Origin of the sequence: Pyrinomonas sp. (assembly GCF_040289685.1) — a bacterium.
Lineage (GTDB): Bacteria > Acidobacteriota > Blastocatellia > Pyrinomonadales > Pyrinomonadaceae > Pyrinomonas.
This window is the reverse complement of the sequence record NZ_PSLQ01000034.1, coordinates 1-25,323: the sequence shown is the minus strand read 5'-3', so window position 1 is coordinate 25,323 and position 25,323 is coordinate 1. Positions and strand designations below refer to the sequence as shown.

At 61.4% G+C, this 25,323-nt stretch carries 21 protein-coding genes; 10 read left to right on the top strand and 11 right to left on the bottom strand.

Annotated elements, in window-relative coordinates:
• Together C4334_RS08805 and C4334_RS08800 are read right to left on the bottom strand one after the other, a co-directional pair.
• Window positions 1-945, bottom strand: a 945-nt coding sequence (locus C4334_RS08805) for a sigma-54-dependent transcriptional regulator (protein WP_352431715.1), incomplete at its 3' end; no start/stop codon positions are given.
• A gap of 14 nt (window positions 946-959) precedes the next feature.
• Window positions 960-3,188, bottom strand: a complete 2,229-nt coding sequence (locus tag C4334_RS08800) for a sensor histidine kinase (RefSeq protein ID WP_352431714.1) — start codon at window positions 3,186-3,188, stop codon at window positions 960-962.
• 142 nt (window positions 3,189-3,330) lie between these two features.
• Here C4334_RS08800 and C4334_RS08795 point away from each other — a divergent pair, with 142 nt between their 5' ends.
• Window positions 3,331-4,242 carry a CPBP family intramembrane glutamic endopeptidase gene (locus C4334_RS08795; RefSeq protein ID WP_352431713.1) on the top strand — a complete coding sequence of 304 codons (912 nt, stop codon included), beginning with the start codon at window positions 3,331-3,333 and terminating at the stop codon, window positions 4,240-4,242.
• A gap of 263 nt (window positions 4,243-4,505) precedes the next feature.
• Here the strand turns inward: C4334_RS08795 and C4334_RS08790 are convergent, their stop codons facing one another.
• The gene (locus C4334_RS08790) at window positions 4,506-5,654 is read right to left on the bottom strand and encodes a citrate/2-methylcitrate synthase (protein ID WP_352431712.1); all 1,149 of its coding nucleotides are present in this window, start codon (window positions 5,652-5,654) and stop codon (window positions 4,506-4,508) included.
• A gap of 305 nt (window positions 5,655-5,959) precedes the next feature.
• Window positions 5,960-6,748 carry an SAM hydrolase/SAM-dependent halogenase family protein gene (locus C4334_RS08785; RefSeq protein WP_352431711.1) on the bottom strand — a complete coding sequence of 263 codons (789 nt, stop codon included), beginning with the start codon at window positions 6,746-6,748 and terminating at the stop codon, window positions 5,960-5,962.
• Between the two features lie 29 nt (window positions 6,749-6,777).
• Here C4334_RS08785 and C4334_RS08780 point away from each other — a divergent pair, with 29 nt between their 5' ends.
• Entirely contained in the window at window positions 6,778-6,951 is a 174-nt protein-coding gene (locus C4334_RS08780; RefSeq protein WP_352431710.1) for a hypothetical protein, read from the top strand.
• A gap of 156 nt (window positions 6,952-7,107) precedes the next feature.
• Here C4334_RS08780 and C4334_RS08775 read toward each other — a convergent pair whose 3' ends face one another.
• Window positions 7,108-8,121, bottom strand: coding sequence for a hypothetical protein (locus C4334_RS08775; RefSeq protein WP_352431709.1), 1,014 nt, complete (start codon window positions 8,119-8,121; stop codon window positions 7,108-7,110).
• Window positions 8,122-8,361: 240 nt separating this feature from the next.
• Between C4334_RS08775 and C4334_RS08770 the strand changes: the two genes are divergently transcribed.
• Both C4334_RS08770 and C4334_RS08765 read left to right on the top strand, forming a co-directional pair.
• On the top strand, window positions 8,362-9,585 hold the full coding sequence (locus C4334_RS08770) for a cysteine desulfurase family protein (RefSeq protein ID WP_352431724.1): 1,224 nt from the start codon (window positions 8,362-8,364) through the stop codon (window positions 9,583-9,585).
• Between the two features lie 169 nt (window positions 9,586-9,754).
• Window positions 9,755-10,144, top strand: coding sequence for an iron-sulfur cluster assembly scaffold protein (locus C4334_RS08765; protein WP_352431708.1), 390 nt, complete (start codon window positions 9,755-9,757; stop codon window positions 10,142-10,144).
• 195 nt (window positions 10,145-10,339) lie between these two features.
• Here C4334_RS08765 and priA read toward each other — a convergent pair whose 3' ends face one another.
• The 4 genes from priA to coaBC all read right to left on the bottom strand — a co-directional run bounded on the left by priA (window position 10,340) and on the right by coaBC (window position 15,995).
• On the bottom strand, window positions 10,340-12,826 hold the full coding sequence (gene priA / locus C4334_RS08760; RefSeq protein ID WP_352431707.1) for a primosomal protein N': 2,487 nt from the start codon (window positions 12,824-12,826) through the stop codon (window positions 10,340-10,342).
• 165 nt (window positions 12,827-12,991) lie between these two features.
• Window positions 12,992-13,591 (bottom strand): uracil-DNA glycosylase, encoded by a 600-nt coding sequence (locus tag C4334_RS08755; RefSeq protein ID WP_352431706.1) that lies wholly within the window; start codon window positions 13,589-13,591, stop codon window positions 12,992-12,994.
• Window positions 13,592-13,662: 71 nt separating this feature from the next.
• Entirely contained in the window at window positions 13,663-14,571 is a 909-nt protein-coding gene (locus C4334_RS08750) for a uracil-DNA glycosylase (RefSeq protein WP_352431705.1), read from the bottom strand.
• A gap of 137 nt (window positions 14,572-14,708) precedes the next feature.
• Window positions 14,709-15,995, bottom strand: a complete 1,287-nt coding sequence (coaBC, locus tag C4334_RS08745) for a bifunctional phosphopantothenoylcysteine decarboxylase/phosphopantothenate--cysteine ligase CoaBC (RefSeq protein WP_352431704.1) — start codon at window positions 15,993-15,995, stop codon at window positions 14,709-14,711.
• A gap of 322 nt (window positions 15,996-16,317) precedes the next feature.
• On the opposite strand from coaBC, the gene C4334_RS08740 reads away from it, so the two are divergent.
• From C4334_RS08740 to C4334_RS08715, 6 genes are all read left to right on the top strand, one after another.
• Window positions 16,318-16,911 (top strand): hypothetical protein, encoded by a 594-nt coding sequence (locus C4334_RS08740; protein WP_352431703.1) that lies wholly within the window; start codon window positions 16,318-16,320, stop codon window positions 16,909-16,911.
• A gap of 96 nt (window positions 16,912-17,007) precedes the next feature.
• The gene (locus C4334_RS08735) at window positions 17,008-17,346 is read left to right on the top strand and encodes a hypothetical protein (RefSeq protein WP_352431702.1); all 339 of its coding nucleotides are present in this window, start codon (window positions 17,008-17,010) and stop codon (window positions 17,344-17,346) included.
• Between the two features lie 268 nt (window positions 17,347-17,614).
• Window positions 17,615-18,811 (top strand): glycosylasparaginase, encoded by a 1,197-nt coding sequence (locus tag C4334_RS08730; RefSeq protein WP_352431701.1) that lies wholly within the window; start codon window positions 17,615-17,617, stop codon window positions 18,809-18,811.
• A 329-nt stretch (window positions 18,812-19,140) separates the two neighbouring features.
• The gene (locus tag C4334_RS08725) at window positions 19,141-19,851 is read left to right on the top strand and encodes a FecR family protein (RefSeq protein WP_352431700.1); all 711 of its coding nucleotides are present in this window, start codon (window positions 19,141-19,143) and stop codon (window positions 19,849-19,851) included.
• A 344-nt stretch (window positions 19,852-20,195) separates the two neighbouring features.
• The gene (locus C4334_RS08720) at window positions 20,196-21,494 is read left to right on the top strand and encodes a UDP-glucose dehydrogenase family protein (protein ID WP_352431699.1); all 1,299 of its coding nucleotides are present in this window, start codon (window positions 20,196-20,198) and stop codon (window positions 21,492-21,494) included.
• Window positions 21,495-22,163: 669 nt separating this feature from the next.
• Window positions 22,164-23,120, top strand: coding sequence for an SDR family oxidoreductase (locus tag C4334_RS08715; RefSeq protein ID WP_352431698.1), 957 nt, complete (start codon window positions 22,164-22,166; stop codon window positions 23,118-23,120).
• A 10-nt stretch (window positions 23,121-23,130) separates the two neighbouring features.
• Here the strand turns inward: C4334_RS08715 and C4334_RS08710 are convergent, their stop codons facing one another.
• Entirely contained in the window at window positions 23,131-23,463 is a 333-nt protein-coding gene (locus C4334_RS08710; RefSeq protein ID WP_352431697.1) for a hypothetical protein, read from the bottom strand.
• A 46-nt stretch (window positions 23,464-23,509) separates the two neighbouring features.
• Window positions 23,510-25,323, bottom strand: a 1,814-nt coding sequence (locus tag C4334_RS08705) for an outer membrane beta-barrel protein (protein WP_352431696.1), incomplete at its 5' end; no start/stop codon positions are given.

Below are 25,323 nucleotides of genomic sequence, written 5' to 3'. Positions count from 1 at the left end.
GAGCCGTTCGCGCAGCGGCGGGATCTCGAACGGAATGACGTTCAGACGGTAGAAGAGATCGGCGCGAAACGCGCCACGCTCGATCTCGATTTCGAGCCGCTTGTTGGTCGCCGCGATGATGCGCACGTCCACTTTAATAGCGGAGTTGCTGCCGACGGGTTCGAACCTCTGCTCTTCGAGCACGCGCAGGACCTTGGCCTGCACGCGCGCGCTCATGTCGCCCACTTCGTCGAGAAAGAGCGTCGCGCCATCGGCCAGCTCGAATTTGCCCTTTTTGGCTGCGGTCGCGCCCGTAAAAGCCCCTTTGACGTGGCCGAAGAGTTCCGATTCGATCAGCTCATCGGGGATCGCCGCGCAGTTGAGTTCGACCAAAGGCGCGGCGGCGCGACGCGAGGCGGCGTGAATGGCGCGCGCGACCAATTCTTTGCCCGTGCCTGATTCGCCGTAGATCAGAACACGCCCATCGGTTGGCGCGACGAGCGCGATCTGCTGACGCAGCGCGCGCATGGCGACCGATTCGCCGATCAACTCGTATTCGCGCCGCAGCTTGTCGCGAAAGGCGGCGTTGGCGCGTTCGAGTTCGAGTTGACGGAGCGCGTTGCGCACCGTGAGCGTGGTCTTTTCGATCGATAGTGGTTTTTCGATGAAATCGAAAGCGCCGAGCTTGGTCGCACGCACAGCGGTTTCGATCGTTCCATGCCCGGAGATCATGATGATGACGGCATCCGTGCCCTGCTCGCGCAGGCGGCGCAAAGTTTCAAGCCCATCCATCCCCGGAAGCCAAACGTCGAGCAGGATGCAGTCGTAGGCGCGGCGTTCGGTTACGCGCAAACATTCCTCGCCGCTGGCGACGGCTTCGACCGCGTAGCCTTCATCTTCGAGCACGGCGCACAGCGCCTCGCGTATGCTCTGTTCGTCGTCGACGATCAAGACCGCGTTCGGCATGGTTGTTTCTTCGGCTAGGCGGTTTGCACGCGAGTGGCGTCGATCTCCGCAGCGTGTGCGGGGCGTTCTTCCATCACCGGTAGTTCGATGACGAAGCGGGCGCCGCGCGGGCGATTTGCATCGGCGCGGATGCGCCCGCCGTGTTCGACGACGATGCGTTGCACGATCGCCAATCCAAGGCCGGTGCCACGCCTGCGGGTCGAAAAATACGGTTGAAAGATGCGCGCGAAGTCGCGCGGCGCGATGCCGTGTCCGGTATCGACGACTTCAACGAGCAGCAAGTTGCGCGCCGGATCATATCCGGTTGCGACCGTAATGCGCCGTTCGCCGGTCGTCTCAGTCAACGCTTCGAGCGCATTGTCGAGCAGGTTGACGAGCGCGCGCTTGATCTGTTCGGCGTCAAGCAGCGCGGGCGGCAATTGCGGCGCTAGCTGCGCGTCCAAGCGCACGCCATTCAAGCGCTCCTCGTAGAGTGCGAGCGTGCGCCGGACCACTTCGTTCAAATCTTGCGGTTCAAGACGCGCGCGCGGCAACCGCGCAAAGCGCGCGAACTCGTCAACCATTTCCTTGAGTCCAGCGACTTCGCGCACGATGGTCGTCGTGCCCTCTTCGATGATGCTGCTGACGCGCGCGCGTTCCGTTTCGTCGTCGAACGCGCGGTGGAAGTTGCGCGCGATGCGTTCGGCGGAGAGCTGAATCGGCGTCAGAGGGTTCTTGATCTCGTGTGCCATGCGCCGCGCGACCTCGCTCCACGCGGCAACGCGCTGCGCCTCGAGCAGGTCCGATAGGTCTTCCATCACGATGACGACGCCGCGCCTTCCGCTGGCGTGCGGGCGCAGCGCCGTTGCCGTCAGCGCGACCGGGAGTGCTTCCGCATCGCCTGCCGCCGAACGGAGCAAGTGCGTCTGTTCGGTAGCGCGCCCGCTTCGCCGTGCGCGTCGGACGAGACGCGCGAGCACGGCGTGATCCTCAGCGCAGACGAACGCTGACAGCGGTACGCCGCCAACATGCGCCGCGCGCGGCAGCGAAAGCATGGCGAGCGCTGCGGCGTTGATCGTCGTCACGCGATCCTCTTCGTCGAGCGAGATGACGCCGGTTGAAAGAGATTCGAGCACCGTTTCGATGTAATTGCTCCGCTCTTCGAGCGCTAGGTTCTTTTCGCGCAGTTCGGCGGCGTTGGCCTCCAACCGCTTTCGGTTCTCCGCAAGTTGCGCTGTCATCTGGTTGAAGGATTCAGCAAGCAGCGCGAGTTCATCTTCGGCGATGCCCGTGACGCGGTGAGTCAGATTGCCGCGCGCCACTTCGTCGGCGGCTTCGGCCAACGCGCGAATCGGGGTGGCGATCCCACGCGAAAGGTAGAGCGCCGTCCAGCTTGAAGCGAATAGTAGCAGCAGCGTCAACAGTCCGAGCGTCGAAAGGCCGAGAAGGCGCACGCGCCGTTGCCTTTCGCGCAGTCGCTCGTAAGTCTCCGATCCGGCGACGATGCGGCTCAAGTGTTCGTCCAGCGCGCGACGACGAACGGCGATCAGGCGTCCGCCCGTGCCGAGCGCTGCGCTGGCAGCGATGAACCCCTCGCCCGGTTCTTCGCCGCGAACGGCGCGCTCCAACGCTTCGCGCAACGCGCCATCTTCCACCGCGACGCGACGAACCTGCCCTTCGGGCGTGATGAGGGCCATGCCGTCCAGGGTGGCGACCGAAGCGAGACGCGCAAGCTCATCGTCGGACGCAGCTTGATCGACGGCCAGCGCGGCCAGCGCCGTCGCTTCGCGCAAACGGTCGAGCGCTTGTTGCGCATCGGTCTGTTGTGCCAGCCGCGCTTCGTTGACGACATCTTCAGGCAAACGGCTGAACCACTTCTCGAGCGAGCGGTTGAGAAAGATGTACGAAAAGACAGCCATCGCCGTGATCGGCAAGAGGCTGACGGCGATGAAATAGACGACGAGGCGCGTTTTGATCTTGGAGCCGAGCTGCCGTTCGCGGCGTTCTTGTCGCAGCTTCAGCAGGTTGCGGACGAAGATGAAGCTGAAGATGATGAAGGCGATGAAATTCAGCGTCGAGAGCGCGTAGAGAAGCAGCGTCTCCGATGCCGTATCGGGCGTCAAGACTTCCCACAGTCCAAGTGCTTGTTGCGCGACGAGAAAGAAAAGAAGGATGAGGACGAGACCGCCGAACAACCATGGCGCGCCGCGTCGTCGGCGCGGACGGGAAGCTCTGGGCTCTTCGGGAAGAGTTGATAGCGACATACCTTTTCGACGCGCACACAGTTTATCATGACCAGACGCTCGATCGCATCGGTTGGTGCGCGCGCTTTCGCACAGAAGGGGGTAACTGCGGGCGCAAAGGTCTCAAAGAGAGACCTTTGCGCCGTCCGGCAGCGAACGGGACATGCATCAGAACATCTTCATCGACGAACAGGGCCGACTGCGAAGCGCCTTTCGCTTCGCGCTCTTCATCCTCTTCTTTTTCGCGACGCTCACTTTGTTGGGCCTCATCGCATGGTCTGCGGTCGCGTTCATCGGTCATCGAACCGGACGAAGCGCTGATGAGCTGATCGCTGGTCCAGCGGCCATGCTCCTTCACGGCGGACTGATGTTGGTGACGGCGGTCGGCGTCGGGTGGTTTTGCGGACGCGCCTTCGAAGGGCTTTCGTTCGGCGCGCTCGGTTGGACTTCGGCGCGCGGCTGGTGGCGCGATCTGCTATGCGGCGTGGCAGTTGGCGCGGGGACTTTTCTTGTCGCTGCCCTCCTCCCGTGGACGTTCAAGAGCATACGTTTCGAGGTGAACGATGCGCAGTGGACGACGATCGGCGACACGCTGCTACTTACGGCCGTGGTCTTCATCGTCGCCGCGGCTGCTGAGGAGACCGCTTTTCGCGGCTACCCGTTGCAGACGCTGCTGCGCGCACATCCGTTTTGGATCGCTGCGCTTCCTTCATCGCTCATCTTCGCGCTGGTCCATTTGGGGAATCCCAACGCGGCTTCGGCCTTTACCTTCATCAACACGTTGCTCGCTGGGATATGGTTGGCCGTTGGCTACTGGCGAGCGCGCAACCTTTGGTTTCCGTTGGGGCTTCATTGGGCATGGAACTGGGTGCAGGGAGCCGTTTTGGGTTTTCCCGTCAGCGGCATCACGACGCTCGCCGCCGAGCCGCTGCTTCGCGCGCAAGACGCCGGGCCAGTGTGGTTAACGGGCGGTGCCTATGGCATCGAAGGCGGTTTGTCGTGCACGGCAGCGATCCTCTTCTCGACGGCGGTCATCGCGCGCGGGTCGGTTTGCAAATGCGCGCGCCGCGCGTGAGTTGATCTTTCGGTTCCGCGCCCATCGAGCGAAGAGCGAGCTCCCGTGCGCCCGCGCTGCTGCGGCGAGAAGGGGTGGGTTGATGTGCGGGCGAAGAGCGAACTTCCATCTCGTGCGCCTTGGTCAAGAGCGCCAGTCGTTCTCAAGGGAAACGATGGCGCGGGCGAAGGATGGATTTTCGTGTGATCGCCGTTTCGCGTCGCGAGCGAAAAGGGCGAACCCAGTTCGGATTCGCCCCTTGTTTCACTCCACGTTTGTCGTCCTCAACGCTCGTCGATCGGCACGTAAGGGACGTTGCGCGGTCCCACGTACTCGGCGCGCGGTCGGATTAAACGGTTGTTGGCGTATTGCTCGAGGATGTGGCCGGTCCATCCCGAAATGCGGCTGATAGCGAAGATGGGGGTGAAAAGGTCGAGCGGGATGCCCATCATGTAGTAGGTCGAGGCCGAATAGAAGTCAACGTTTGGGTATAAGCCCTTCTCGCGCATCATCACCTCCTCGATCTTGCGCGAGATCTCATACCAACGCAAATCACCTTTGCTCTCGCCCATTTCACGCGAGAACTGACGCAACCAAGTCGCGCGCGGATCCTCCGTCCGATAGACGCGGTGGCCGAAGCCCATGATCTTCTTCTTCTGCGCGAGCGCCTCGGTGATGTACTTCTCGACGTTCTCGACGCTGCCGATCTCGAGCAGCATCTTCATCACAGCGGTGTTCGCTCCGCCGTGGAGCGGTCCAGATAAAGCGCTGATGGCGCCCGTCACCGCCGCGTACATGTCAGCGAGCGTCGCGGCGATGACGCGCCCCGTGAAGGTCGAGGCGTTCAGTTCATGATCGGCATGCAGGATCAGCGCGACGTCGAAGATGCGCGCCTCGCGTTCGCCCGGCATCTCGCCGCGCAGCATGTAAAGGAAGTTGGTGGCGATGTTCAGTTCCGGCTTGGGCGCGACGGGCTCTTTGCCGTTTCGCAGACGGTCGAAAGCAGCGACGATCACCGGAAACTGCGCCGTCAACTTGGTGGCGATTCGCACGCTCGCCTCACGCGAGGTGTTGTGCGCGTCCTTGTCGTAAAAGGCGAGGGCCGACACAGCCGTCCGCAGCACATCCATCGGATCAGCTTCGCGCGGGATGCGGCGCAACATGTCGAGCAGCTCTTCGTTGATCTGCTGCGCTGCGGCCAACGATCGCTTCAGCTCCTCCAATTCAGCGCGCTTGGGCAAGCGTCCGTGCCACAACAGAAAGACCACTTCTTCAAAGGTCGAATGGCGCGCCAAATCATGAATGTTGATCCCTTGATAGATGAGTATGCCGTTGATGCCATCGACGTCGCCAATGGAGGATTGAGCGGCGACGACGCCTTCCAAGCCAGCCGGCGCGGCGCTCTTGGCAGCAGTATCCTTGGCAGTATCCATGCTCGAATTATCCTTGGTTTGATGAATCGACAAGGCGAAGATAGCACCGATGCGCAAAGAGTGTCAAACAAGGGTTCGTGCTTCTTTTCTCGTGCGAAAGAGATGATCACGGCACGATCCCGACAGCCTGTCACCGCCTATGAGGCGAAGCGTGATCTCTGCGTGCAACGAAAAGAGTCGATTTTGGTGGAGCTGGGTTTAAGGCTCCCACATCCGTGTTCGCATTGAAACGGGCGGAGGTCGCTTCGGCGAACGAGCGGGGCGGGTCAGCCGATCTGTTGACGCGGGCGTTTCGGTGTGGACGATCAAGCGCCAATCTGGACCAGCACTTCTTGCCCACGTTGAACGCCGAGCTTGTGGGCGGCGGAATCGAGTTTAAGCGCGATCTCCAGAAAACCAGCGCTGCCCCAGTAAGCGAACGGTTCGCCGGTCCGCCCTTCGGCGAAGAAGCGGACGAGATGGCGGATCGGCTGTCCAGCGAGCGTGAGCGTGATGCCGCGCGCGAGTTCTTCAGCGGAGAGGTCTTCGCGCGCGATGTTGGTGATGCAATTGCCGAAGCGGTCGATGTGAATCACGTTTGCGCGCAATTGATGGTGGCTTATGCGTTGCGGTGCGAGAGGTTCGAGCGTTTCGAGATCGTGGATTTCTGGGCCAAACTCTTCGGGCGGCGTGCCGCTTGAAACGGCGGCGGCGACGGGCGCGAAGATGTCGCGTCCGTGAAAGGTTGAACTCAGCGGTTGGCGAAAGAACTTCGCTTCGGTGAGATGAAAAGCGCGCCACTGGCCTTCGCGTTCGCAGACGTAGCTGAAAAGCCCGTTGTCCGGTCCGACGAAAAAATAGCGCGGCGTAGCGATCAACACCGGACGGCGCGCTGATCCGACGCCCGGATCGACCACGGCGACGTGAACGGTCCGTTCGGGAAATTCGCCGTAGGCGGCGAGCAGAGTGAAAGCCCCAGCGCGCACGTCGTGCGCCGGGATCTCATGCGTGATGTCGTAAATTCGCGCTTGCGGGTGGCGCGCGAGGATAACGCCGCGCATCGCGCCGACGAAATAGTCTGCTGTGCCGAAATCGGTCAGAAGCGTGATGAACATGGCGGAGAACTAACCGTCGGACCCTATACGTGTCGGGCCACGGCTCGTCGCACATTCACGCGCGATGGCGCACGGACGTCGAACTGTTCTGCGTACCGGACCACCTCGTCGTCGGATTGTTGGTTGGTCCGGCGCGCGGCAGCACATCGTCGCCACACGGCCATCATCGTCTGGCGCGCAAATTGGCGGGCGTTGATCACTAGCGCGAACCAATACGATGGAGTTTGGTGAGACCAAACACGCGCTTGGACGTTGAGTTCCAAGTCAGCGCGTGCAAGAAGCGATCGCCGACAAAGCGCGTTTCTTGCACGCGCGGCGGGTCCACCTGCTCCTTTTGCGTCCCGGTCGCAGTAGACGCCTCACTGCACGCGCGTGTCCGTGTTGGTCCGCACGCGGAGTCGCTGTCCGCGTTGTAACCTTATGTCTTGACCGCGCGACGCGACCGCGCCGCCGGCGCCCACAGCCGCGCCGATGGCCGCGCCGATGGCTGCGCCCTTGCCGCCGCCAGCGACTGCGCCGATCAAAGCCCCGAGTCCAGCTCCGGCGCCGACCTTTACGACATCGTCTTTGGTTGAGTCTTTGCCGCGCACGCCGCCTTCGGGATCGACCTTGCCGACCGAGGAGGTGCCTTCGGGGACGACCTCAATCAACTGCGCCTTGACGTTTGCCCAACGTCCGTCGGATAGACTTATCTGCTCAAAGTCGAGTTCAAGTTCTGCCGTGCCGCGCACTTTGCCCGGTCGGCGTACGCGCTCGACTCGTCCGCTTAGAACAGCGCCCGCGTATTCGGAAGGCTCGATGACACGCGCTTGAAAGCGGTCGCCGGGTTGACTGGCGTCGGTTGAAAGGTTGGTCAATAACTCGGCGACGAAGACCGTGCCCGATGGGATCAAGAGCGCTGCGTTGCCGGGCGTGGCACTGCGGCTCTCTCTCTTCGATTCAGCCGTTGCGGTGGACATGCTGCTGGTCGCGTCGGCGTTGACCCGCGTCGCTTCAGGCGTCGAAGCGTTCGAAGTCGGCTCTGCGCTGCGCTGCGCAAGCGTTGCCGGGATGGTGGAGTCGAACTCGCGTCCGTCGAAACCGGCTTCGTAGCCGGTCTCGAAGCCCTGCCGGTAGCCGTCGCGGTAATCTTCCAGCGAACCGTAGTTGGGCGAATAGGCGCGGTCGGCCCGTTGGTAATCCTCTTCGTCGCGGAAATCGCGCGCCGCACCGTTGTTGCGGTCGCGCACGCCCGCTTGGTAACCGTCTGAGTAGCCCGTGCGGTAACCGCGTTCGAGCGTCGCGCGCTGCGGTGTGGATTGCGCAAAGATCAACGGGGTAAGGATCAACGTCCACGCAAGCGCCACGGCGCCTGCTCTCTTCGCTAGCTTCATCGCTCTATCTCCTCTCGCACTTCTTTCGGCAAGGCGACGCTGCTTACGCTAATCGATGTGGCGGCGAAGCGCAAGGGCGCTGTTCAAGCTTCGCTTGACGCTGGCGCTCAGCCGCCGCTAGACTCGACAATAGAGACGCCGCCCAACAGTTCAGATGCGCGAAGAGTTGCGTCGCGTTGTTGCCTGCCGAGCGATCCGGGGTGTTGACGCGCACGCATCTCGCACTGTGAGGAGAGCATGATCCGCCGCGTTTACATGGATTACAGCGCAACGACGCCGGTCGATGCGCGCGTCGTCGAGGCGATGTTGCCGTATTTGACGGAGAAGTTCGGCAACCCATCGAGCGTCCATCTGTGGGGGCAAGAAGCGCGCGCTGCTGTCGATCACGCGCGCCAGCAGGTCGCGGCGTTGATCGGCGCGCGCCCCAACGATGTGATCTTCGTCTCGAGCGGCACAGAAGCCAACAACCTCGCCATCCGCGGCGTAGCTGAGCAGTGGGCCGCGCGCGGGCGACACATCATCACTTCAACAATCGAACATCCGTCGGTGCGCGGCGTCTGCCAGTTGCTCGAACAGCGCGGGTGGGAGATCACGCGCCTTCCCGTCGGCGAAGATGGCATCGTGCGCGCAACGGACGTGCAGGCGGCCCTGCGGCCGGACACGGTGCTCGTCACCATCATGCTCGCCAACAACGAGATCGGAACGATTCAGCCCATCGCCGAAATCGCCGCCATCGTGCGCCAGATGCGCGCGCGCGGCTGTTCTCACGCGTTGCTTCACGTAGATGGCGTGCAAGCCCTCGGACGCATGCGCGTCGAGGTCGAGGAGTTGGGTTGCGATCTGCTTTCGATGTCCGGTCACAAGCTCCATGCGCCTAAAGGCGTCGGAGCGCTCTACGTGCGGCGCGGCGTGCGACTCGCGCCGCAAATGATCGGCGGTCACCAAGAGCGTAACCGGCGGGCTGGCACTGAAGCTGTCCCGCTCATCGTCGCTTTCGGCAAAGCGGCTGAATTGGCGCGCCAAGAGTTGGAGACGAGGATCGCGCACATGCGCGCCTTGCGCGACCGTTTTGAAGCGGGCGTCGCCGAGCGCATTTCGGACGTCGTCTTCAACGGAGATCGCAAACGGCGCCTGCCACATATCACGAACGTCTCCTTCCGCTACATCGAAGGCGAAGGTCTGCTCATTAACTTGGACTTGCAAGGGATAGCTGTTTCGACCGGTTCGGCCTGTTCGTCCGGCACGCTCGAACCATCGCCCGTGATCCGTGCGCTCGGACGCGATGACGAGCTGGCTCGCGGTGCCGTGCGTTTCAGCCTCGGCAAGGAGACGACCGAAGAAGATATTGATTACGTGCTCGACGTCCTGCCGCGCGCCGTGGATGCCCTGCGCCGCATCTCGCCGCTCTATCAAAAAGCGGTTGCCGAAGGGCGTGCGAAACAGCTTCTCGTGCCGACGACTTGACCCCTAAACGAATCGCCTACTGCTGTCTGCGAGGCTTGACGAAGCGGTCAGCAGCGTCTACTAGCTGAAATCCCGTGCTGGATTGATGCCGAATCGAGCAGTTTAAGCGAAAGCGAGTTGCTTTACGGCGCCTAGCTGGAATCATCCGCCGCCAAGGACGATGGGAACGATGTCAAGCGGTTATTCGAAGGTCTTCAAGGATCATCTGGCGCGCCCGCGCAATGCTGGGGCGCTGCCGGAGGCCGATGCGGTCGCCGAGCAGATGAATCCCATTTGCGGCGATCGCTTGTGTCTCGCCCTGCGCGTGCGCGGCGGGCGCATCGTCGAGGCGCGTTTTCTCGCCTACGGATGTCCGCCGACGTTGGTCTGCGGTTCCATGCTGACGGAGATGCTGCGCGGGATGAGTTTAGAGGAAGCCGCCGCGCTCTCTCGACAGCAGTTGATCGAAGCCATCGGCGGTTTGCCTTCGCGCCGAGCGCACGCCGCCGCGCTCGCCATCGAAACGTTGCGCGCTGCCCTTCTGGATCTCGAAGCGAAGCGGGAAAGGTCGCGAGCGTGAAGCGAGGAGTTCGATTCGTCGTAGTCGGCGTATTTTAACTCGGAGCGCCCGGCGCTACGGAGATGCCCAACCAGCCTGCTGCTGACAGGATGAGGCGCGCAGGTTTCGAAGCGGAGCAATCCGCGACTGAGTCATGAAAAGAGGCGTTTGCAAGGGATTGCTGCTTGCGCGCGAAGGTGCGGCGAAAAAGGGCCTTCAGAGCAGATTGACTGGATCGATCTCGATGCACGTGCCGTCGAGCCATAGCTTCGGGTCTTCCGTTTCGGCCATCGCTGCGGCGAGCACGGCGCGCAGATCGGCACGGCGTCGCGCTTTGATCAGGATTTGCATGCGGTGACGCCCGCGCAAGCGCGAGATCGGCGCTGGGGCTGGACCGAGGATGCGACAGCAGCCACTGTGATTCGCGCGATCGAGCGCGCGTTTCAATTCGTCGGCTCGCTTCATCGAACTGCCCAGTTCTTCATCCTGGACCAAGATCGAGGCGAGCGCGACAAAGGGTGGGTATTCGAAAGCTCGCCGAAACTCGATCTCGTGTTGGTAGAAACCAACGTAATCTTGGGCGCAGGCGAAGCGAATAGCGTAATGGTCTGGGTGGTAAGTCTGGATCAACACGCGCCCGGGCGCGTCGCCCCGTCCGGCGCGACCTGCTACCTGCGTGATCAATTGAAACGTCCTTTCGGCGGCGCGAAAGTCCGGAAGCGCAAGGCCAGCATCCACGGAGACGATGCCGACCAACGTCACCCTCGGGAAGTCATGTCCTTTGGCGATCATCTGCGTGCCGACGAGCAGGTCTATTTCGTGCGCGGCGAAACGCAAGATGGTCTGTTCGTAAACGCGACGACGCGATGTCGTATCGCGGTCAAGTCGCGCGATGCGCGCCGAGGGGAAATGCGTGCGCAACAGGTCTTCGAGTTGCTCTGTGCCTTCGCCGACGAAGTAAAGATACTCGCTGCCGCACGATGGGCAACGCGCGGGCGGACGACGGCGAAAGTTACAGTAGTGGCAGACGAGCGCGCGCTCTCGCTTGTGGTAGGTGAGCGTCACGTCGCAGTGCGGGCAACCGATGCGCTCGCCGCACGCGCGGCAGAGAACGAAATTGGCGTAGCCGCGCCGGTTAAGCAGAATGATCGCTTGTTCGCGGCGCGCGAACGTTTCGGAAAGCGCTTGCAATAGCTCGTCGCTGAACGCATCGGCGCGTCCGCAGCGCGCAAACACGCTCCTCATATCGATGATCTCGGCTTCAGCGAGCGGACGTTGGCCGATTCGTTCCGGCAGGTGGAGGTAGCAGTATTTGCCCGTCTGCGCGTTGTGAAATGATTCGAGCGCGGGCGTGGCCGAACCGAGAAGGGCGATGGCGTTCGCTTTGTGCGCGCGCATGACCGCCGCATCGCGCGCGTGGTAGAAAGGCGACTCTTGCTGGCGATAGGACGGATCGTGCTCTTCATCCACGACGATCAGCCCGAGTTCGGCGACGGGGGCAAACAGCGCCGAGCGCGTGCCAATGACAACGCGCGCCTCACCTCTGCGTACGCGCATCCACTCGTCGAACCGTTCTCCAGCGGAGAGCGATGAGTGAAGGATGGCGACGCGGTCGCCGAAGTGAGCGCGCAGACGACGCGAAAAGATGGGCGTCAGCGCGATTTCAGGGACGAGCATCAGCGCCGATCGGCCTCGCTCAAGACAAGCGCGCATGGCGCGAATGTAGATCTCCGTCTTGCCGCTTCCCGTGATGCCGTGGAGAAGAAAAGCGGCGTACCTTTGCTGGTCCAGCGCGGCGGTGATTCGCTCGAGCGCCTCGCGTTGCGCCGGAGTCAGCGCTAGCTCATCCGGCGACGAGAGTTCGACCCCGGCGAGCGGATCGCGGCGCACCTCGCGCACTTCGACCCGCACGATCCCTTTTCGTTCAAGCGTTGAGACGACGGAAGCGCTCGCGCGCGCGCGTTCCACCAGCTCAGTGAACGTCAGCTCGCCCTCTGCCGCGATCAGAGTTTCGATGATGCGCTTTTGCGCCGCCGTCAACGCGCGCGCAGCATCGGGCGCGACGTGCTCTTCGAGGGGCGCGAGGCGAACGAATTTGCGCCTTTTGGCACGCGCCGTTGCTCGTTCGGCTTGGTGTTTGATGCTGATCCATCCGGCGCGTTCGAGTTCTGCGGCGATGCGTGCGACGCGCTGCGTGCCGAGCGCACGCGCAAGCTCGCGCGCCGTCATCGGCCCTTGGTCGGCGAGCAGGCGCAGCAGCTTTGCCTTCAAAGTTAGCGCCCGGCTTTCTGGCAGGCGGGCCAGTTCATCGCGCCCTTCGGTCGTGACGGCGAAGACGCGCGCGATGCGCGCATTGACGCCGGCCGGAAGGGCTGCTTTGAGGACTTCGCCCCATGGTGCGATGTAGTAGTCGCTTATCCAGCGCGTAAGCTCCAAGACTTCAGCCGTGATGAGCGGTTCGATGTCTATCAACTCTTCGATCTCGCGCACATCTTGCTGATCTATCCCCAACTCTTGGTCCAAATCGTCGTGAAGCGCGACGACGTATCCCGTGACCCGTTGTTTGCCAAACGCGACGCGGACGCGCGCCCCTATTCGAACCGCGTCGCTGAGGATAGGTGATAAGCGGTAGGTGAACGTCTGCCTGACGCCGAGCGGCACGGCGACCTCGGCGTACTGCGGCAGAGCGTTCTGTTTGTCCATCGGTTCGCTCAACCCAAAGAAGGTTATTAAACGTAACTCGGCGGCGCAACTTCCGTGAAGCGAGAAGCTCTTCGGTGCCCGCGCGAAGTCGAGAAAAAGCGCCGGACTCCAACGACCAACAAGCCATCCCGTCGCAGAAGCGCGTGCGCGTAAGGCGCGGCGCGGTTATTGAAGGGAGTTCAAAAAGGCGCGCGCGCGTTTCATGTCTTCCCACGCTTCGCGCTTCTTCGACGGATCGCGTAACAAGTAGGCGGGATTGAAGGTTGGAAGCACGGTCATGCCCCGACAAGAGAAGAAATCGCCGCGCACTTGCGAAATCGCCTTCTTCGTTCCAAGGAGCGCGCGCGTCGGCGTGTTGCCGAAGGCGATGATCAAACGCGGGCGCACGACGTCTAATTCACGATGAAGATAGGGCGTGAAGAAGTGCAATATGTCGGGCGTTATCTCATCGCCTGTGGAGACGATCTTCACCGCATTGGTCAAGTAACAATCTCGTCTCTTCAAGCCGATCGAACCGAGGATTCTTTCAAGCATCTGACCCGTCGGCCCCATGAAGGGGCGTCCCGATTCGATGTCGGGCGGGCCCGGCGATTCGCCGACGACGGCCACGCGCGGCGCAAGCGGCCCCTCGCCGAAGATGAAGACTCGGTCGCGTAAGGAGGGAACTGCCCGTGCCCGTTCGAGCATCTCGGCGTTGATCTCGGCGAGCGTTTCGGTCGGCTCGTCTGTTGGGAAGTCAAACGAGAGCGTGCCCTGCGAATTCATCTCGTCTCCATGGGGCGGCCTTCGTTTTCGGAGAAGCCTGGTCAGCCTCCGGGGTTTTGCATTGTTGGACTTCAGTCGAGTTTCAACGCGCCGTTCAAATAGTCGCGCACCTTCTTCATATCTTCCCACGCTTCGCGCTTCTTCGACGGATCGCGCAGTAGATACGCTGGGTGAAAGGTCGGCATTACTTTGATCCCATTGAAATCGTGGAAGCGTCCGCGCATCTTCGTGATTCCCTCTTTGGTGCCGAGCAAGTTTTGCATCGCCGTATTGCCGAGCACCACGATCACTTCTGGACGGACGACGGCGATTTCACGCAACAGGAACGGCTTGCACGTGGCCGCTTCCGAGGCGGTCGGCGTGCGGTTGCTCGGCGGACGGCAACGGTTGATGTTGCCGATGAAGACGTCTTCGCGCTTGAGGCCAATGGCCTCGATGATCTTGTTCAGCAGTTGCCCAGCGCGACCGACAAAGGGGCGCCCTTGCGCGTCTTCGTCCGCTCCCGGAGCCTCGCCGACGAACATCAGACGCGCGTGCGGATTCCCTTCGCTGTTGACGATGTGCGTGCGACTTTTGTGCAGCGGACAGCGCGTGCAATCGTCTATGTCGCGGCGGATATCCTCCAGAGTTTCGCTTGAATGCAAAAGGCTCGCTTCGTCTTTGGGTGCGATTTCGCCGAAGAGCGTCTCTTGCGGTGGAGGCGACGTTTCGGCGCGCTTTTTGCCCTTGGCCATCACCTTGCTCTCTTTCCCCGTGTCTGATGTGGAACTTCCTGCCGTGGCCTTTTCGGGCGTGTGGCGTGTCGCTACTGTTTCCGCCCTTTGCGCCATCTGTTCCGACCGCAGCGCGTTGCTTTTCGTGTCGGGCGCGGCGACCGCGTGAGCATGATCGAAGGTTCGGACGCCGAGTTCGCGCAACATTTCGAGCCGGCCCCTTACGGCGACGATCAAGCTCAAAAGCTCATCTTCGTGTTTGTCCATCTGTGCTCTCGCGCGCTTCGATCAACGCGACGTCAACATTCCACCGGATAACGCGATCTTTCATCCGGGTCCGTTTTTGTTTTCGGGGGCACCGGACCTGAATTCAGATCGCCGCGGCGAGCCGGAAGCGTCCGTTCTCAGCAGACTGTTTTTGAGGCATCGCCGCTTGTCGCCCACACGCTCGCGGCTCGAAGGCGCTTTGCCTCGTCGAGCACGCAGTGTGCGACTTCGAGTTTGGTCATGCGCGGAAGATCGCGTTCGCGGTCGCGCGCGATCAGCGTGACGATGTTGGTCTCGGTGTCAAAGCCCGCGCCTTGTTGCGAGACGTCGTTGGCGACGATCAAATCCAGACCTTTTCGCTTCAACTTCTCGCGCGCGTGTTCCGCGACGCGCTCGGTTTCGGCGGCGAACCCGATGACGATGAGAGAATCGCGCTTTTGTCGTGCGACTTCGCTCAGTATATCGGGCGTCGGTTCGAGTTCGAGTGTCAGCCGCTGTTCGGACTTTTTGATCTTTCGCGTTGCGCGCGCGACGGGGCGGTAATCAGCGACGGCCGCGGCAGCGATGAAGATGGTCGCGTTGGGCAGTTCGCACATCACCGCGCGCAACATCTCATCTGCGGAAGAGACGCGCACGATGCGCGCCCCAAACGGCTCAGGCGCGCTCGTCGCAGCCGCCACCACGGTCGCTTGCGCGCCGCGTGCGAGCGCGGCTTCGGCGAGGGCAAAGCCCATGCGCCCTGAAGAACGGTTCGAGATGAAACGAACGGGATCTATCTCTTCGCGCGTCGCGCCAGCGGTGATCAGGATCCGTTCGCCCGCAAGATCGCGCGCGTGCGCCACGAGCACGCGCAACGCCGCTTGGACCACTTTTTCAGGCTCGCTCAAGCGCCCCGGTCCGACGGCACCGCAGGCCATCTCGCCGCAATCGGGTTCGATGACGTGCACGCCATCGGCGCGAAGCTGCGCGACGGCGCGTTGCGTTGCCGGATGATCCCACATCCGTGGGTTCATCGCCGGGGCGATGATGACCGGTGCAGTGGTCGCCAGATAGGCGGTCGTCAGAAAATCGTCGGCGATGCCAGCGGCGAATTTAGCGATGAGGTTGGCCGTCGCTGGCGCGACGAGGAAGAGATCGACCGATTGCGAAAAACTTACGTGTGCGATCGGATCGGGGTTTTCCGGCGCGTAATCATCGACGATCACCGGTTCATCGGTGAGCGCGCGAAAAGTGAGCGGACGGATGAATTCGCAAGCGTGGCGCGTCAAGGCGACGCGCACCGCACATCCGGCCCTTTGCAGCCCGCGCATGATCTCGACGGCCTTGTAAGCGGCGATTCCGCCTGCCACGCCGAGCGCAACGCGCTTTCCGGCGACCGCGGGCGTGCCGGTATCGAGCATCGGGTCATTCGGGGATCGTGCCATCTTTCCGGTGAGAATGTAGCACTCCACGCAAGGTGCGCGCAACGCGCTTGGAAGTTGACCTGCCGGGGACGCTGTGCATTGTTCTCTCCGCATAAACTTGCCGCGAGCGATGGCGGCTTTGCGCTCGAGCGGCATCCTTCACCCACTCCTTGATTTCATGCGCAAGTGCGCGTTGTTTGCGCGCTCTGCGTTTCTGTGTTCGAGGGTGCTTTACTCGAAAGCCCCGCATTTTCGCCCGAGTTGAACGGCTCGCGCCTCTTGCGTGCTTCGGCTGCCGCTTGGTTTGGCAAACGGGGCGCGTGGTCATTAAAATTTCAAACTCATGCGAGGTGACGAAACGAAAAAGCGGCGCGTGTGGTGGTGTGCAGCGTGTTTGACCGTTTTCGTCGTTGCGTTCGGCGTCCACGCACAACGGCGCGCTGCCGACGAGGTTGACGAACGAGAGTTCGGCCCGGTTGTTCGCGCCTATCTCGGCTATTTGCGCGCCGAAGAGGAGGTAGTCGATGATCGCGTGAGCCGACGCGAGATCAGTCCCGCCTATTACCGTCGCAACTCGAATCGCATCCGCGCCCTGCGCCGAATGGTGATCGAGATGGCGCGCGCGACTGGCAACGATTACGTTCCGGAACTGATCGCCGTCGCGTCCGATGAATTTCACACGATCTTCGAGGATCCGCCGAAGCCGCGTTCGCTCGTCGTCGGCGAAGTGATCAACGATACGTACAGATTTTTGGGCACGTCGCGCGCTGGCGAGACCTTTTACATCTTCGCGCGGCTCGATCCTTACGAACAATCAGAGTTGATCGAAGCCAAGCGGCGCGACAAGCGAACCGATGCGTCCGTGCACGACGACGCGCGCCACGAGCACGCGACGCAAGAGGACGTGCGCCCAAGACGCGCCAACGCGCCGCATTGAGCGCTCAACGGCTGAGTTGAGCGAAAGCTGGATCTTTCTCATCGAAGTCGAGATGGCGAACGCCGCTCATGGAGGCGAGTCGAGCTTGAACGCTTTATGCATCAACCGAGCCTGTTCGATGCTCAACCTAAACCGTCGCCGCCGGATGATACGGTGATCGTGTTGCGCGCGCTCGGCGATTTTCAGTCGCGCGGAAAGGTTTTGGCCGAGCGCGAACTCCCTTTGGATCGTCTGCGCGGTGCGCTGCGCCGCGCGGCGGAAGCCTATGGCGCTGAAGAACTGAGCGATGAACGCGCGACGGCGGCGCTTCAAGCCTTGGGCGCGCAGGTCAGGCGCGTGCCCTCTTTTTTCGCCAAGCATCCGTATCGGGTCACAGTGCCTGCGGAATTAGCCGACCGAGCGCGTCGCCTCTACGAGGAGATGATAAAAGCGTGAGTCTGGCCCGGACTAAACTACTCGGACCAACGGGCGGGAAATAGATGCTCCCCGTTGCCTACGTCTGGCTCGGATAAATTACTTCGGACCAACTCGCACCGTGCGCGCAAGCAACCGGTGGTCGGCATATAGCTGAGGCGAAAGTCTTTAACTGGCGCTTGTCCCTTGCGCGCCTCTTCTGGTACGATGCGCGACCGCATGAGGTCGTCAGAATGGCGAGCCATTCAAAACTCGGTCGGATAGACGAGGATCGTCGCTGGTCAAAAAGATGAACAGCAGCCGTCGGAAATTTCTCGAACGAGCGGCGTTCGGTTTGAGCATCGCTCCGCTCGGAGCTGGATTGATCGTCGAGGCGGTGGGTCAGCAGACCACTGGCTCGACGCGACGGGCAACGCCGCCCATCTCGGTCTCGAGCGCCAACGGGCTGGCTGCGGTCGCCAAAGCGGTCGAAGTCATGCGACGCGGCGGCGACACGCTCGATGCCGTCATCGAAGGCGTCAACATCGTTGAACTCGATCCGAAAGACAACTCCGTCGGCTACGGCGGTCTGCCAAACGAGCGCGGCGAAGTGGAACTCGATGCCAGCGTCATGCACGGGCCGACGCGGCGAGCCGGAGCGGTTGCGGCGCTGCGCGGCGTGCGCACCCCATCGAAGGTAGCGCGCGTCGTCATGGAGCGCACCGATCACATCTTGCTTGTCGGTCAAGGGGCACGCGATTTCGCCACGGCGCATGGGTTCGAAAACGTCGATTTGCTAACGCCGGAATCGCGGCTGGCTTGGATACGCTGGAAAGAGACGCTGTCGGACCGTGATGATTGGGGGCCAAGCCCGCACACGCCGGCGCCCGCTTCTCCGGCAGGACAACGCCGCCTTGAAGAAGAGCGCAAACGCGAAAGCGACATTTTGGCCGAACAGCTTGCCGACGGGGACCAAGAGCGTTTGCGCCAATTGCTCGCTTGGGCCGACGAAGTGGCGCGTCGTCCGCCGACAGGCACGATCAACTGTCTGGCGCTCGATGCAGCTGGCGACATCAGCGGCGTGACCACGACCAGCGGCCTTGCGTGGAAGATCCCGGGGCGAGTGGGCGATTCGCCGCTCATCGGGTGTGGCCTTTACGTCGACAATGACGTCGGCGCAGCCGGCTCCACAGGGCGGGGCGAAGAGGTCATTTACATCAACGGCGCGCGCACCGTGGTCGAATATATGAAACGCGGTATGTCGCCGGAGCAGGCCTGTTTGGAAGCGCTGAAGTTGATCGCCGCCCGTTACGGCAACGATTTGGAGAAGCTGCGCGACATCGATGTGAACTTCTACGCCCTCAATAAGCGGGGCGAATATGCGGGCGCGGCCATCTGGAGCCACACGGTTAACAGCCGCGGGCAGCGGCGTCGGCGCCAATTCGCTTTCGCCGATGCCAACGGGGCGCGACTCATCGACAGCGCTTACCTGTTCGAGCGCCGCTAGCTTTCGGTCGCCCGCGCAACCGAAATGCAACCGCGATTTTATGCAAATACCGATTGACAAGTGGGCGCGATTCGTGTAAAAAGGCCAAGTTGTTAGGGCCAATCGGCTTTAACGTGTTCTTCGACAGTTTTCGGGCAGCTTCGCGCGTTTGCGGTCGGGCCGCTTACGCAGGTCTTGTCGCCGCAACGTGGCTGTTCGTATGAGTAAAACATGGCGGCGCGCTGGTTTGGGTTCGCGCGTCGCAGGCTTGATTCTCTTTTTGCGAGAGCGGCGGCGCGCTCTCTGAACAGAACGGATTACAAAGTTTCACTCTACGGGAGGAAGAGTTGATGATTAGCAGAACTTGGAGCCGTACGCCCCTTGCGCTCTGCCTTGCGATTGCGGTTTTGAGCACTTACTCGATGGTCGCGTTGGCGGCGCAAGACAAGATGGCCGCTGAATTGACCGCTTCGGGCGAAGTCAGCGTGGACGGCGCAAAGGCTATCACTGGGGCAACAGTCTTTTCCGGCAGCACGATCACCACAGGGCAGAACTCCAGCGCCATCGTTTCCATCGGCAAGCTGGGGCGCATTGAACTACTGCCGAATTCAAGCCTCAAGTTGACCTTCAGCGAGACTGGGATGACGGGATCGCTTGAGGCCGGGCGCGTTCGCGTGACCAGCGCTGCTGGCAGCACGTCGAGCATTACGACCAAAGATGGTGCGGTGGTCGCCGACAACACGCAATCGAACGCCTACATGGTTGATGTCGAATGCGGGAACACCATCGTCACGGCGCAAGCGGGTCGCGTCGAATTGCGCGCGGGCAACGAAGTCAAGCCTGTGGCTGCTGGTCAGGAAGCAACCGCTGGTCAAGCCCAACCCGGCACGCGCTGCACCCGTTTGCGGACCGAAGGGATGCGAGGAATTTCCGGTGGCGGTCTGGCTGCCCTGTTGCTCGCAGCCGGTGGTGCCATTGCGGCGGCGATCATTGCTGCTACCAGCAGCAACAACGACCTGAACTTCGGCGGCACCCCCGTCGTCATCAGTCCGACGCGCTAACGGCGGCGTCTCACTGGACCGACTAAAACAGCTCAGCCCGCTGAAGATGGAGGCGCGTGCGTATCGCTGCGCGCGTGAGACCATCGAACGGGGTGAGTAGATTGGATCATGCGATAATTCCGCGGGTCGCGCTTGAGATTTGTTTTCAAGCGTGACCCGCGAAACTTTTCGGACCGCTACGACCGCCCTAAACAGGGGTACGGAAAGATCTCAATCCCTTTCTCAGCGCTGCTTGCCAAAGAGGGGGCGAGCAATTAAGCTTATGCATCTTCGTCGTTTTCACGCCGGAGCGCCCGAATGCCATCCTGCTGCGTGGAGACGAAAACTCGCCAAGGGGCACGCGCATGAACATTGCGGTTATCGGTACAGGTTATGTCGGTCTGGTGACGGGAGCGTGCTTTGCCGAATTCGGCAACGACGTGACCTGCGTCGATGTAGATGCGGACAAGATCGCTCGTCTATCGCAGGGGATCATCCCGATCTACGAACCCGGCTTGGATACGCTTGTCGCCAAGAACATGCAGGCCGGGCGCTTGCGCTTCACGACGGATCTGCGCACTGCCGTCGAACAGGCTTTGGTCATTTTTTTAGCCGTCGGCACACCGCCCAAAGAGGATGGTTCCGCTGATCTACGCTACGTCGAAGAGGCAGCCCGCTCGGTCGCCGAGCACATGAACGGTTATAAGGTGGTCGTCACCAAATCGACTGTGCCCGTCGGCACGGGCGAGCATCTGCGTCGTCTCATGCGCGAGCATCAGAAGAGGAAGTGCAATTTCGGCATCGTCTCGAACCCGGAGTTCTTGCGCGAGGGCGCGGCCATTGAAGATTTCATGCGTCCTGATCGCGTCGTCATCGGAAGCCGTGACGAAGAGGCCATCGCCATCATGCGCGATCTTTATCGCCCGCTCTATTTGATCGAGACGCCGTTCGTCATCACGTCTTTGGAAGCGGCGGAGCTCTCCAAATATGCGGCCAATGCTTTTCTGGCGACCAAGATCTCGTTCATCAACGAGATCGCCAACCTCTGCGACAAGATCGGCTGCGACGTACATGATGTGGCGCGCGCGATGGGTATGGATAACCGCATCGGGCGTAAATTCCTTCATCCTGGTCCGGGCTTTGGCGGTTCGTGTTTCCCAAAAGACACCCGCGCCTTGGCGGCGGTGGCCCGTCAATACGGCTGTACATCGCTTATCGTCGACGCGGTGATCGAGGTCAACGAACGGCAGCGTGCCGCTATGGTGCCGAAGATTGAACAGCTTGTCGGCGATCTTCGCGGCAAGACGATCGCCGTGTTAGGGCTTTCGTTCAAACCGGAGACGGACGACATGCGCGAAGCGCCTTCCGTTTACATCATCCGCGGGTTGCTCGAACGCGGCGCGGCCGTGCGCGCTTACGATCCGGTCGCCATGCCCGAGGCGGCCAAGATACTGCCCGAGATCACGTATGCTGAAGACGAATACCAAGCAGTCAAAGGGGCAGACGCGCTCGTCTTCGTCACCGAGTGGAATCAGTTTCGCGCGCTTGATCTCGCGCGCGTGCGACAACTGATGCGGACGCCCAAGATCGCCGATCTGCGTAACATCTACGAGCCGGAGAAGATGCGCGAGCTAGGCTTCGATTACGTCGGCGTCGGGAGATGACGCTAGGCCCGGTCGTGCGAAGAGCCTTTGGGCCAAATTTGTCAATGGTTTGGTTCAGCGAGAGAATCTGTTTGCCGTTTGAAAAACGCTGGTAGAGAGGCTCGGCGCCGCGCAGCATGAATTCGCTTCGAAGCGGCGAAGAGCGGCCTATCTGAAATTTAGCAAGAGCTGTGACCGTTCGAGCTGAAATCAACCGCCGCGACGCGAAAGCCTAACTTTTCGTTTCCGCGATGTGGGCGCGTTGACATCCTCCCCACAACTGAAGTTGTGGATTCCCGGAGGTGATCCGAGCCTGTGCGCGCTTCATCGGGCGCTGCCCAGCAGAGGCCGTGCCAGCTTTGATGCCCCCTCCACGCGCAGTCACGGCCCGCTCGGCCGCCAAAATGTTCCTTGCGGCATTTGAGTCCCGGTCGTGGGTCACGCGGGGCATGTCCAGACCCGGACGGAAAGCGTTAATCTAATGCGCTTTGATGTAAAGCGTCAGAGAGAAGGGAGGAAGGTGGCACTCCTCGCGCAGCCTTCAGGCCGGGGTCAGCAAGTGCCGCCGCGATCCGATGAGCGGGCGTCGCTCGGTCGGATGAGACCGCAAAGCGCATCGCTCGTTCCACTGAAACATAAGTCTTTCATCATCAAGCGGACTACTGATCGCTACACACGGATCGAAAAATCATGAGACTTTCAGGCATCGCACTGGTCACCGGCGGCGCAGGCTTCGTCGGTTCACACATCGCCGCGGCGCTCATTGAACGGGGCTTGCGCGTCCGCATCATCGATGATCTTTCCACCGGCCACCGTGAGAATCTCGAAGAGATCGGCGGCGATTTCGACTTCATTCACGCGAGCTTGCTTGACGAAGCGGCGCTCGACCGCGCGCTTGAGGGTGTCGAAATAGTCTTTCATCAAGCGGCGATCCCGTCGGTGCCGCGCTCTGTGGAAAAGCCCCACGAGACGCATCGCGCTTGCGTCGAAGCGACCTTCTCTTTGCTCGAAGCGGCGCGCAGGCGTAAGGTCCGGCGCCTTATTTACGCCGCATCGAGTTCGGCCTACGGCGATCAGCCGACGCTTCCGAAATCCGAAGAGATGCGCCCCGATCCGCTCTCGCCCTACGCTGCGGCGAAGCTGGTCGGCGAATATTATTGCCAAGTCTGGACCCGCACTTACGGATTGGAGACGGTAGCGCTTCGTTATTTCAACGTCTTCGGCCCGCGACAGGATCCGAGTTCACCCTATTCGGGCGTCATCTCGCGCTTCATCGCCGCTTTGATGAAAGGCGAGCGGCCATTGATCTTCGGCGATGGGGAACAATCGCGCGATTTCACTTACGTCGAAAACGTCGTGCAGGCGAATCTGAAGGCCGCGGAATCGCCGAGCGCTGTCGGATACGTGATCAACGTCGGCAACGGATGTCGCGTCACGCTCAATCAGTTGCTCGAAGCGCTCAAGAAGCTGACCGGTCGCACCGATCTTGAACCTGAATACCATCAGCCGCGTCCCGGTGATGTCCGCCACAGTCTCGCCGATATCACGCGCGCGCGCCAGCTTCTCGGATATGAGCCCACGGTCGGGTTGGAAGAGGGTTTGCGCCGGACCATCGAATGGTGGAAGCGCAGCCGGTATGCCCGCTGAGTCGAGTCCACTATCTGCGGTTCTGCTGTCTGCGGTTTTTCGTTTGAAGAACCGGCGTACGCGGGCAGACCGAGCATGGGCGCTCCTGTACCGGGCGGAGATCGGTATAGACGCGCGGCGCGTCGGGCATCAGGGTTGCCAAACTATCGAGGATTGAGATGGCGACGATTGCGGAGAAGAGATGCTCTCTGGATCGACCGCACATCGCCTCGCCTGCTTGTGCGGTGAAAGCCGCGCTTGAGGCCAAGTAGATGAACGCGGCGCTGATCGGCAAGCAGACGAGCGTCGCCGTAGTGATGCCGAGCGCCATCGCCCGCGACGCGTTGTGAGCTGGGTTGCGCATCTCACCGGTTATCTTGCTCACATCCCATCAAACCACTTTCCGAAGCTCAAAATGAGATCCGCATGCTCAGTTGCACCTCGCGCCCCGGCGTCGCCGCTTCGGTGATGGTGCCGAATTGCGGCGTGTTCACGAAGCGGTTCGGCGTGCCGAGGTTGGTGTGATTGAGCGCGTTGAAGAGTTCGGCACGAAGCTGCAACCTGAGCTTCTCCGTCAAATTGAAATCGCGCTGCACGGCTACGTCCAGAGTCCTCATGCCGGGGCCGTAAACCGAGTTCCTTCCGACGTTGCCGAAGGTGTAGGCTGGCGGCGTGGCGAACGCTTCCGGGTTGAACCAACGATTGGCCGTGCGCGTGCCTGGACCGAAGACGGGTTGCCCGGTGTGGTTGGCGCGAATCGGGTTGTCGCCGAGCAACGTTCCGGCGTTAGCCGTGTCGCCGAAGACCGAGATGGTGAAAGGATAACCGCTCTGCGCTTGGTAGATGGCCGAAATGCGCCAGCCACGCGCGATCATCTGCCACCAGCCTGTGCCGCCCATGGTCGGCACATCATATACGAGACTGAGCGCGAACCGATGACGTATGTCGCAGGCCGGTCCCTTTTCAGCTCTGAGGTCGCTGTTATTTTGCGGCAGAGCTGATTCAAACATCGGCGAACGAAAGTCAGGCGCGTCGCTTAGGTTCTTCGACCAAGTGTAGTTGGTCAAAAAGGTCAGCCCACGCGCGTAGCGACGACGGACGTTGACGTAACCGGCGTTGTACCAGCTCTGCGCCGAGTTCTCGAGCAGGTTGATGCTGCTTACGGGAAAGGTCGTGCTGACGACTCGAACGTTATCCGGGATGAGCGTGCCCGGGATGAAGCTAATCGTCTTGTAAGGACGGCGCGGCCCGAGCGGTCCCGGTCCAGGCGGCGCGTTGTTTATCAGGTGAGCGCGTTGCAGATGAATGCCGTGCGAGCCGAGATAGCCGAGTTCGAGCGTGGTCGTCTGAGTGAGGCTCTTTTCGAGCGACAAGCTCCACTGCTGAATGTACTGGGCCGGTGCATTCGCCTCGAATGCAGCGAAGCTGACGACGGTGCGTCCGAGCACCGGCTCATTGAAATTGAAATGCGAAGCGAGCAGCGCGGGCGACGGAATGAAATTATCGCTCTGCTGCGTTTCGGGAAAGACGTACGGAACGTTATGTCGCTGATTGCACCATGTGTTCATGTCCACGGGCGTGAAGAAGATGCCGAAAGCCGCGTGGAGCACGATGCCGTAACGCGGGCTATGGTGCGATAGGCCGAGGCGCGGCGCGAACTTGAGCTTGTTCGGGAACATCAGCCCTTCCGGATAGCCTTGCTGCCCGCCAATGAAAGCCATCAGTTTGCCGTCGCGAAAGATCAGATTGGAGTTCGTATAGCGGATGTCGCGCAAAGGACTCATGTACTCGTAGCGCACGCCAAGTTGCAAAGTCGTGTTGCGCGTCACTTGAAAGCTGTCTTGAACGAAGGCGTCGGCATACCATTGACGAAGCTGCATTTGCGGAATGCCGGCTTGGCGTTGTTTGACCACGGGCAGGCCGAGCAAGAAGCTGGCGAGCGCCGAACCAGTCCCGTCGTTGGTCCCGGTGCGCGTCGTGAAGCCTTTGGTGAACTGGTAGTAGCCACGATTTTGGAAGAAGCCCCACATGGGCCAGATGTAGTAACGGAAACTGCCGCCGAACTTCAAACTGTGCTGCCCTCTTTGCCAATTGACCAGATCGCGCGCCTCGAGCAGCGTATCCCACGCGCGCGTCGGCGTGGCGAGGTACTGATCGCCCATTGGCGTGTAACCTTGCACTTGAAAGTAAGGCGCGCCCCATGCCCCTGGACCACCGAATCCGA

Bases quoted from the DNA above. Each gene is read 5' to 3' on its own strand.
- C4334_RS08800 (WP_352431714.1), bottom strand. From the start codon at position 3,188: ATGTCGCTATCAACTCTTCCCGAAGAGCCCAGAGCTTCCCGTCCGCGC.
- C4334_RS08795 (WP_352431713.1), top strand. From the start codon at position 3,331: ATGCATCAGAACATCTTCATCGACGAACAGGGCCGACTGCGAAGCGCC.
- C4334_RS08790 (WP_352431712.1), bottom strand. From the start codon at position 5,654: ATGGATACTGCCAAGGATACTGCTGCCAAGAGCGCCGCGCCGGCTGGC.
- C4334_RS08785 (WP_352431711.1), bottom strand. From the start codon at position 6,748: ATGTTCATCACGCTTCTGACCGATTTCGGCACAGCAGACTATTTCGTC.
- C4334_RS08775 (WP_352431709.1), bottom strand. From the start codon at position 8,121: ATGAAGCTAGCGAAGAGAGCAGGCGCCGTGGCGCTTGCGTGGACGTTG.
- C4334_RS08765 (WP_352431708.1), top strand. From the start codon at position 9,755: ATGTCAAGCGGTTATTCGAAGGTCTTCAAGGATCATCTGGCGCGCCCG.
- priA (WP_352431707.1), bottom strand. From the start codon at position 12,826: ATGGACAAACAGAACGCTCTGCCGCAGTACGCCGAGGTCGCCGTGCCG.
- C4334_RS08755 (WP_352431706.1), bottom strand. From the start codon at position 13,591: ATGAATTCGCAGGGCACGCTCTCGTTTGACTTCCCAACAGACGAGCCG.
- C4334_RS08750 (WP_352431705.1), bottom strand. From the start codon at position 14,571: ATGGACAAACACGAAGATGAGCTTTTGAGCTTGATCGTCGCCGTAAGG.
- coaBC (WP_352431704.1), bottom strand. From the start codon at position 15,995: ATGGCACGATCCCCGAATGACCCGATGCTCGATACCGGCACGCCCGCG.
- C4334_RS08740 (WP_352431703.1), top strand. From the start codon at position 16,318: ATGCGAGGTGACGAAACGAAAAAGCGGCGCGTGTGGTGGTGTGCAGCG.
- C4334_RS08735 (WP_352431702.1), top strand. From the start codon at position 17,008: ATGCATCAACCGAGCCTGTTCGATGCTCAACCTAAACCGTCGCCGCCG.
- C4334_RS08730 (WP_352431701.1), top strand. From the start codon at position 17,615: ATGAACAGCAGCCGTCGGAAATTTCTCGAACGAGCGGCGTTCGGTTTG.
- C4334_RS08725 (WP_352431700.1), top strand. From the start codon at position 19,141: ATGATTAGCAGAACTTGGAGCCGTACGCCCCTTGCGCTCTGCCTTGCG.
- C4334_RS08720 (WP_352431699.1), top strand. From the start codon at position 20,196: ATGAACATTGCGGTTATCGGTACAGGTTATGTCGGTCTGGTGACGGGA.
- C4334_RS08715 (WP_352431698.1), top strand. From the start codon at position 22,164: ATGAGACTTTCAGGCATCGCACTGGTCACCGGCGGCGCAGGCTTCGTC.
- C4334_RS08710 (WP_352431697.1), bottom strand. From the start codon at position 23,463: ATGCGCAACCCAGCTCACAACGCGTCGCGGGCGATGGCGCTCGGCATC.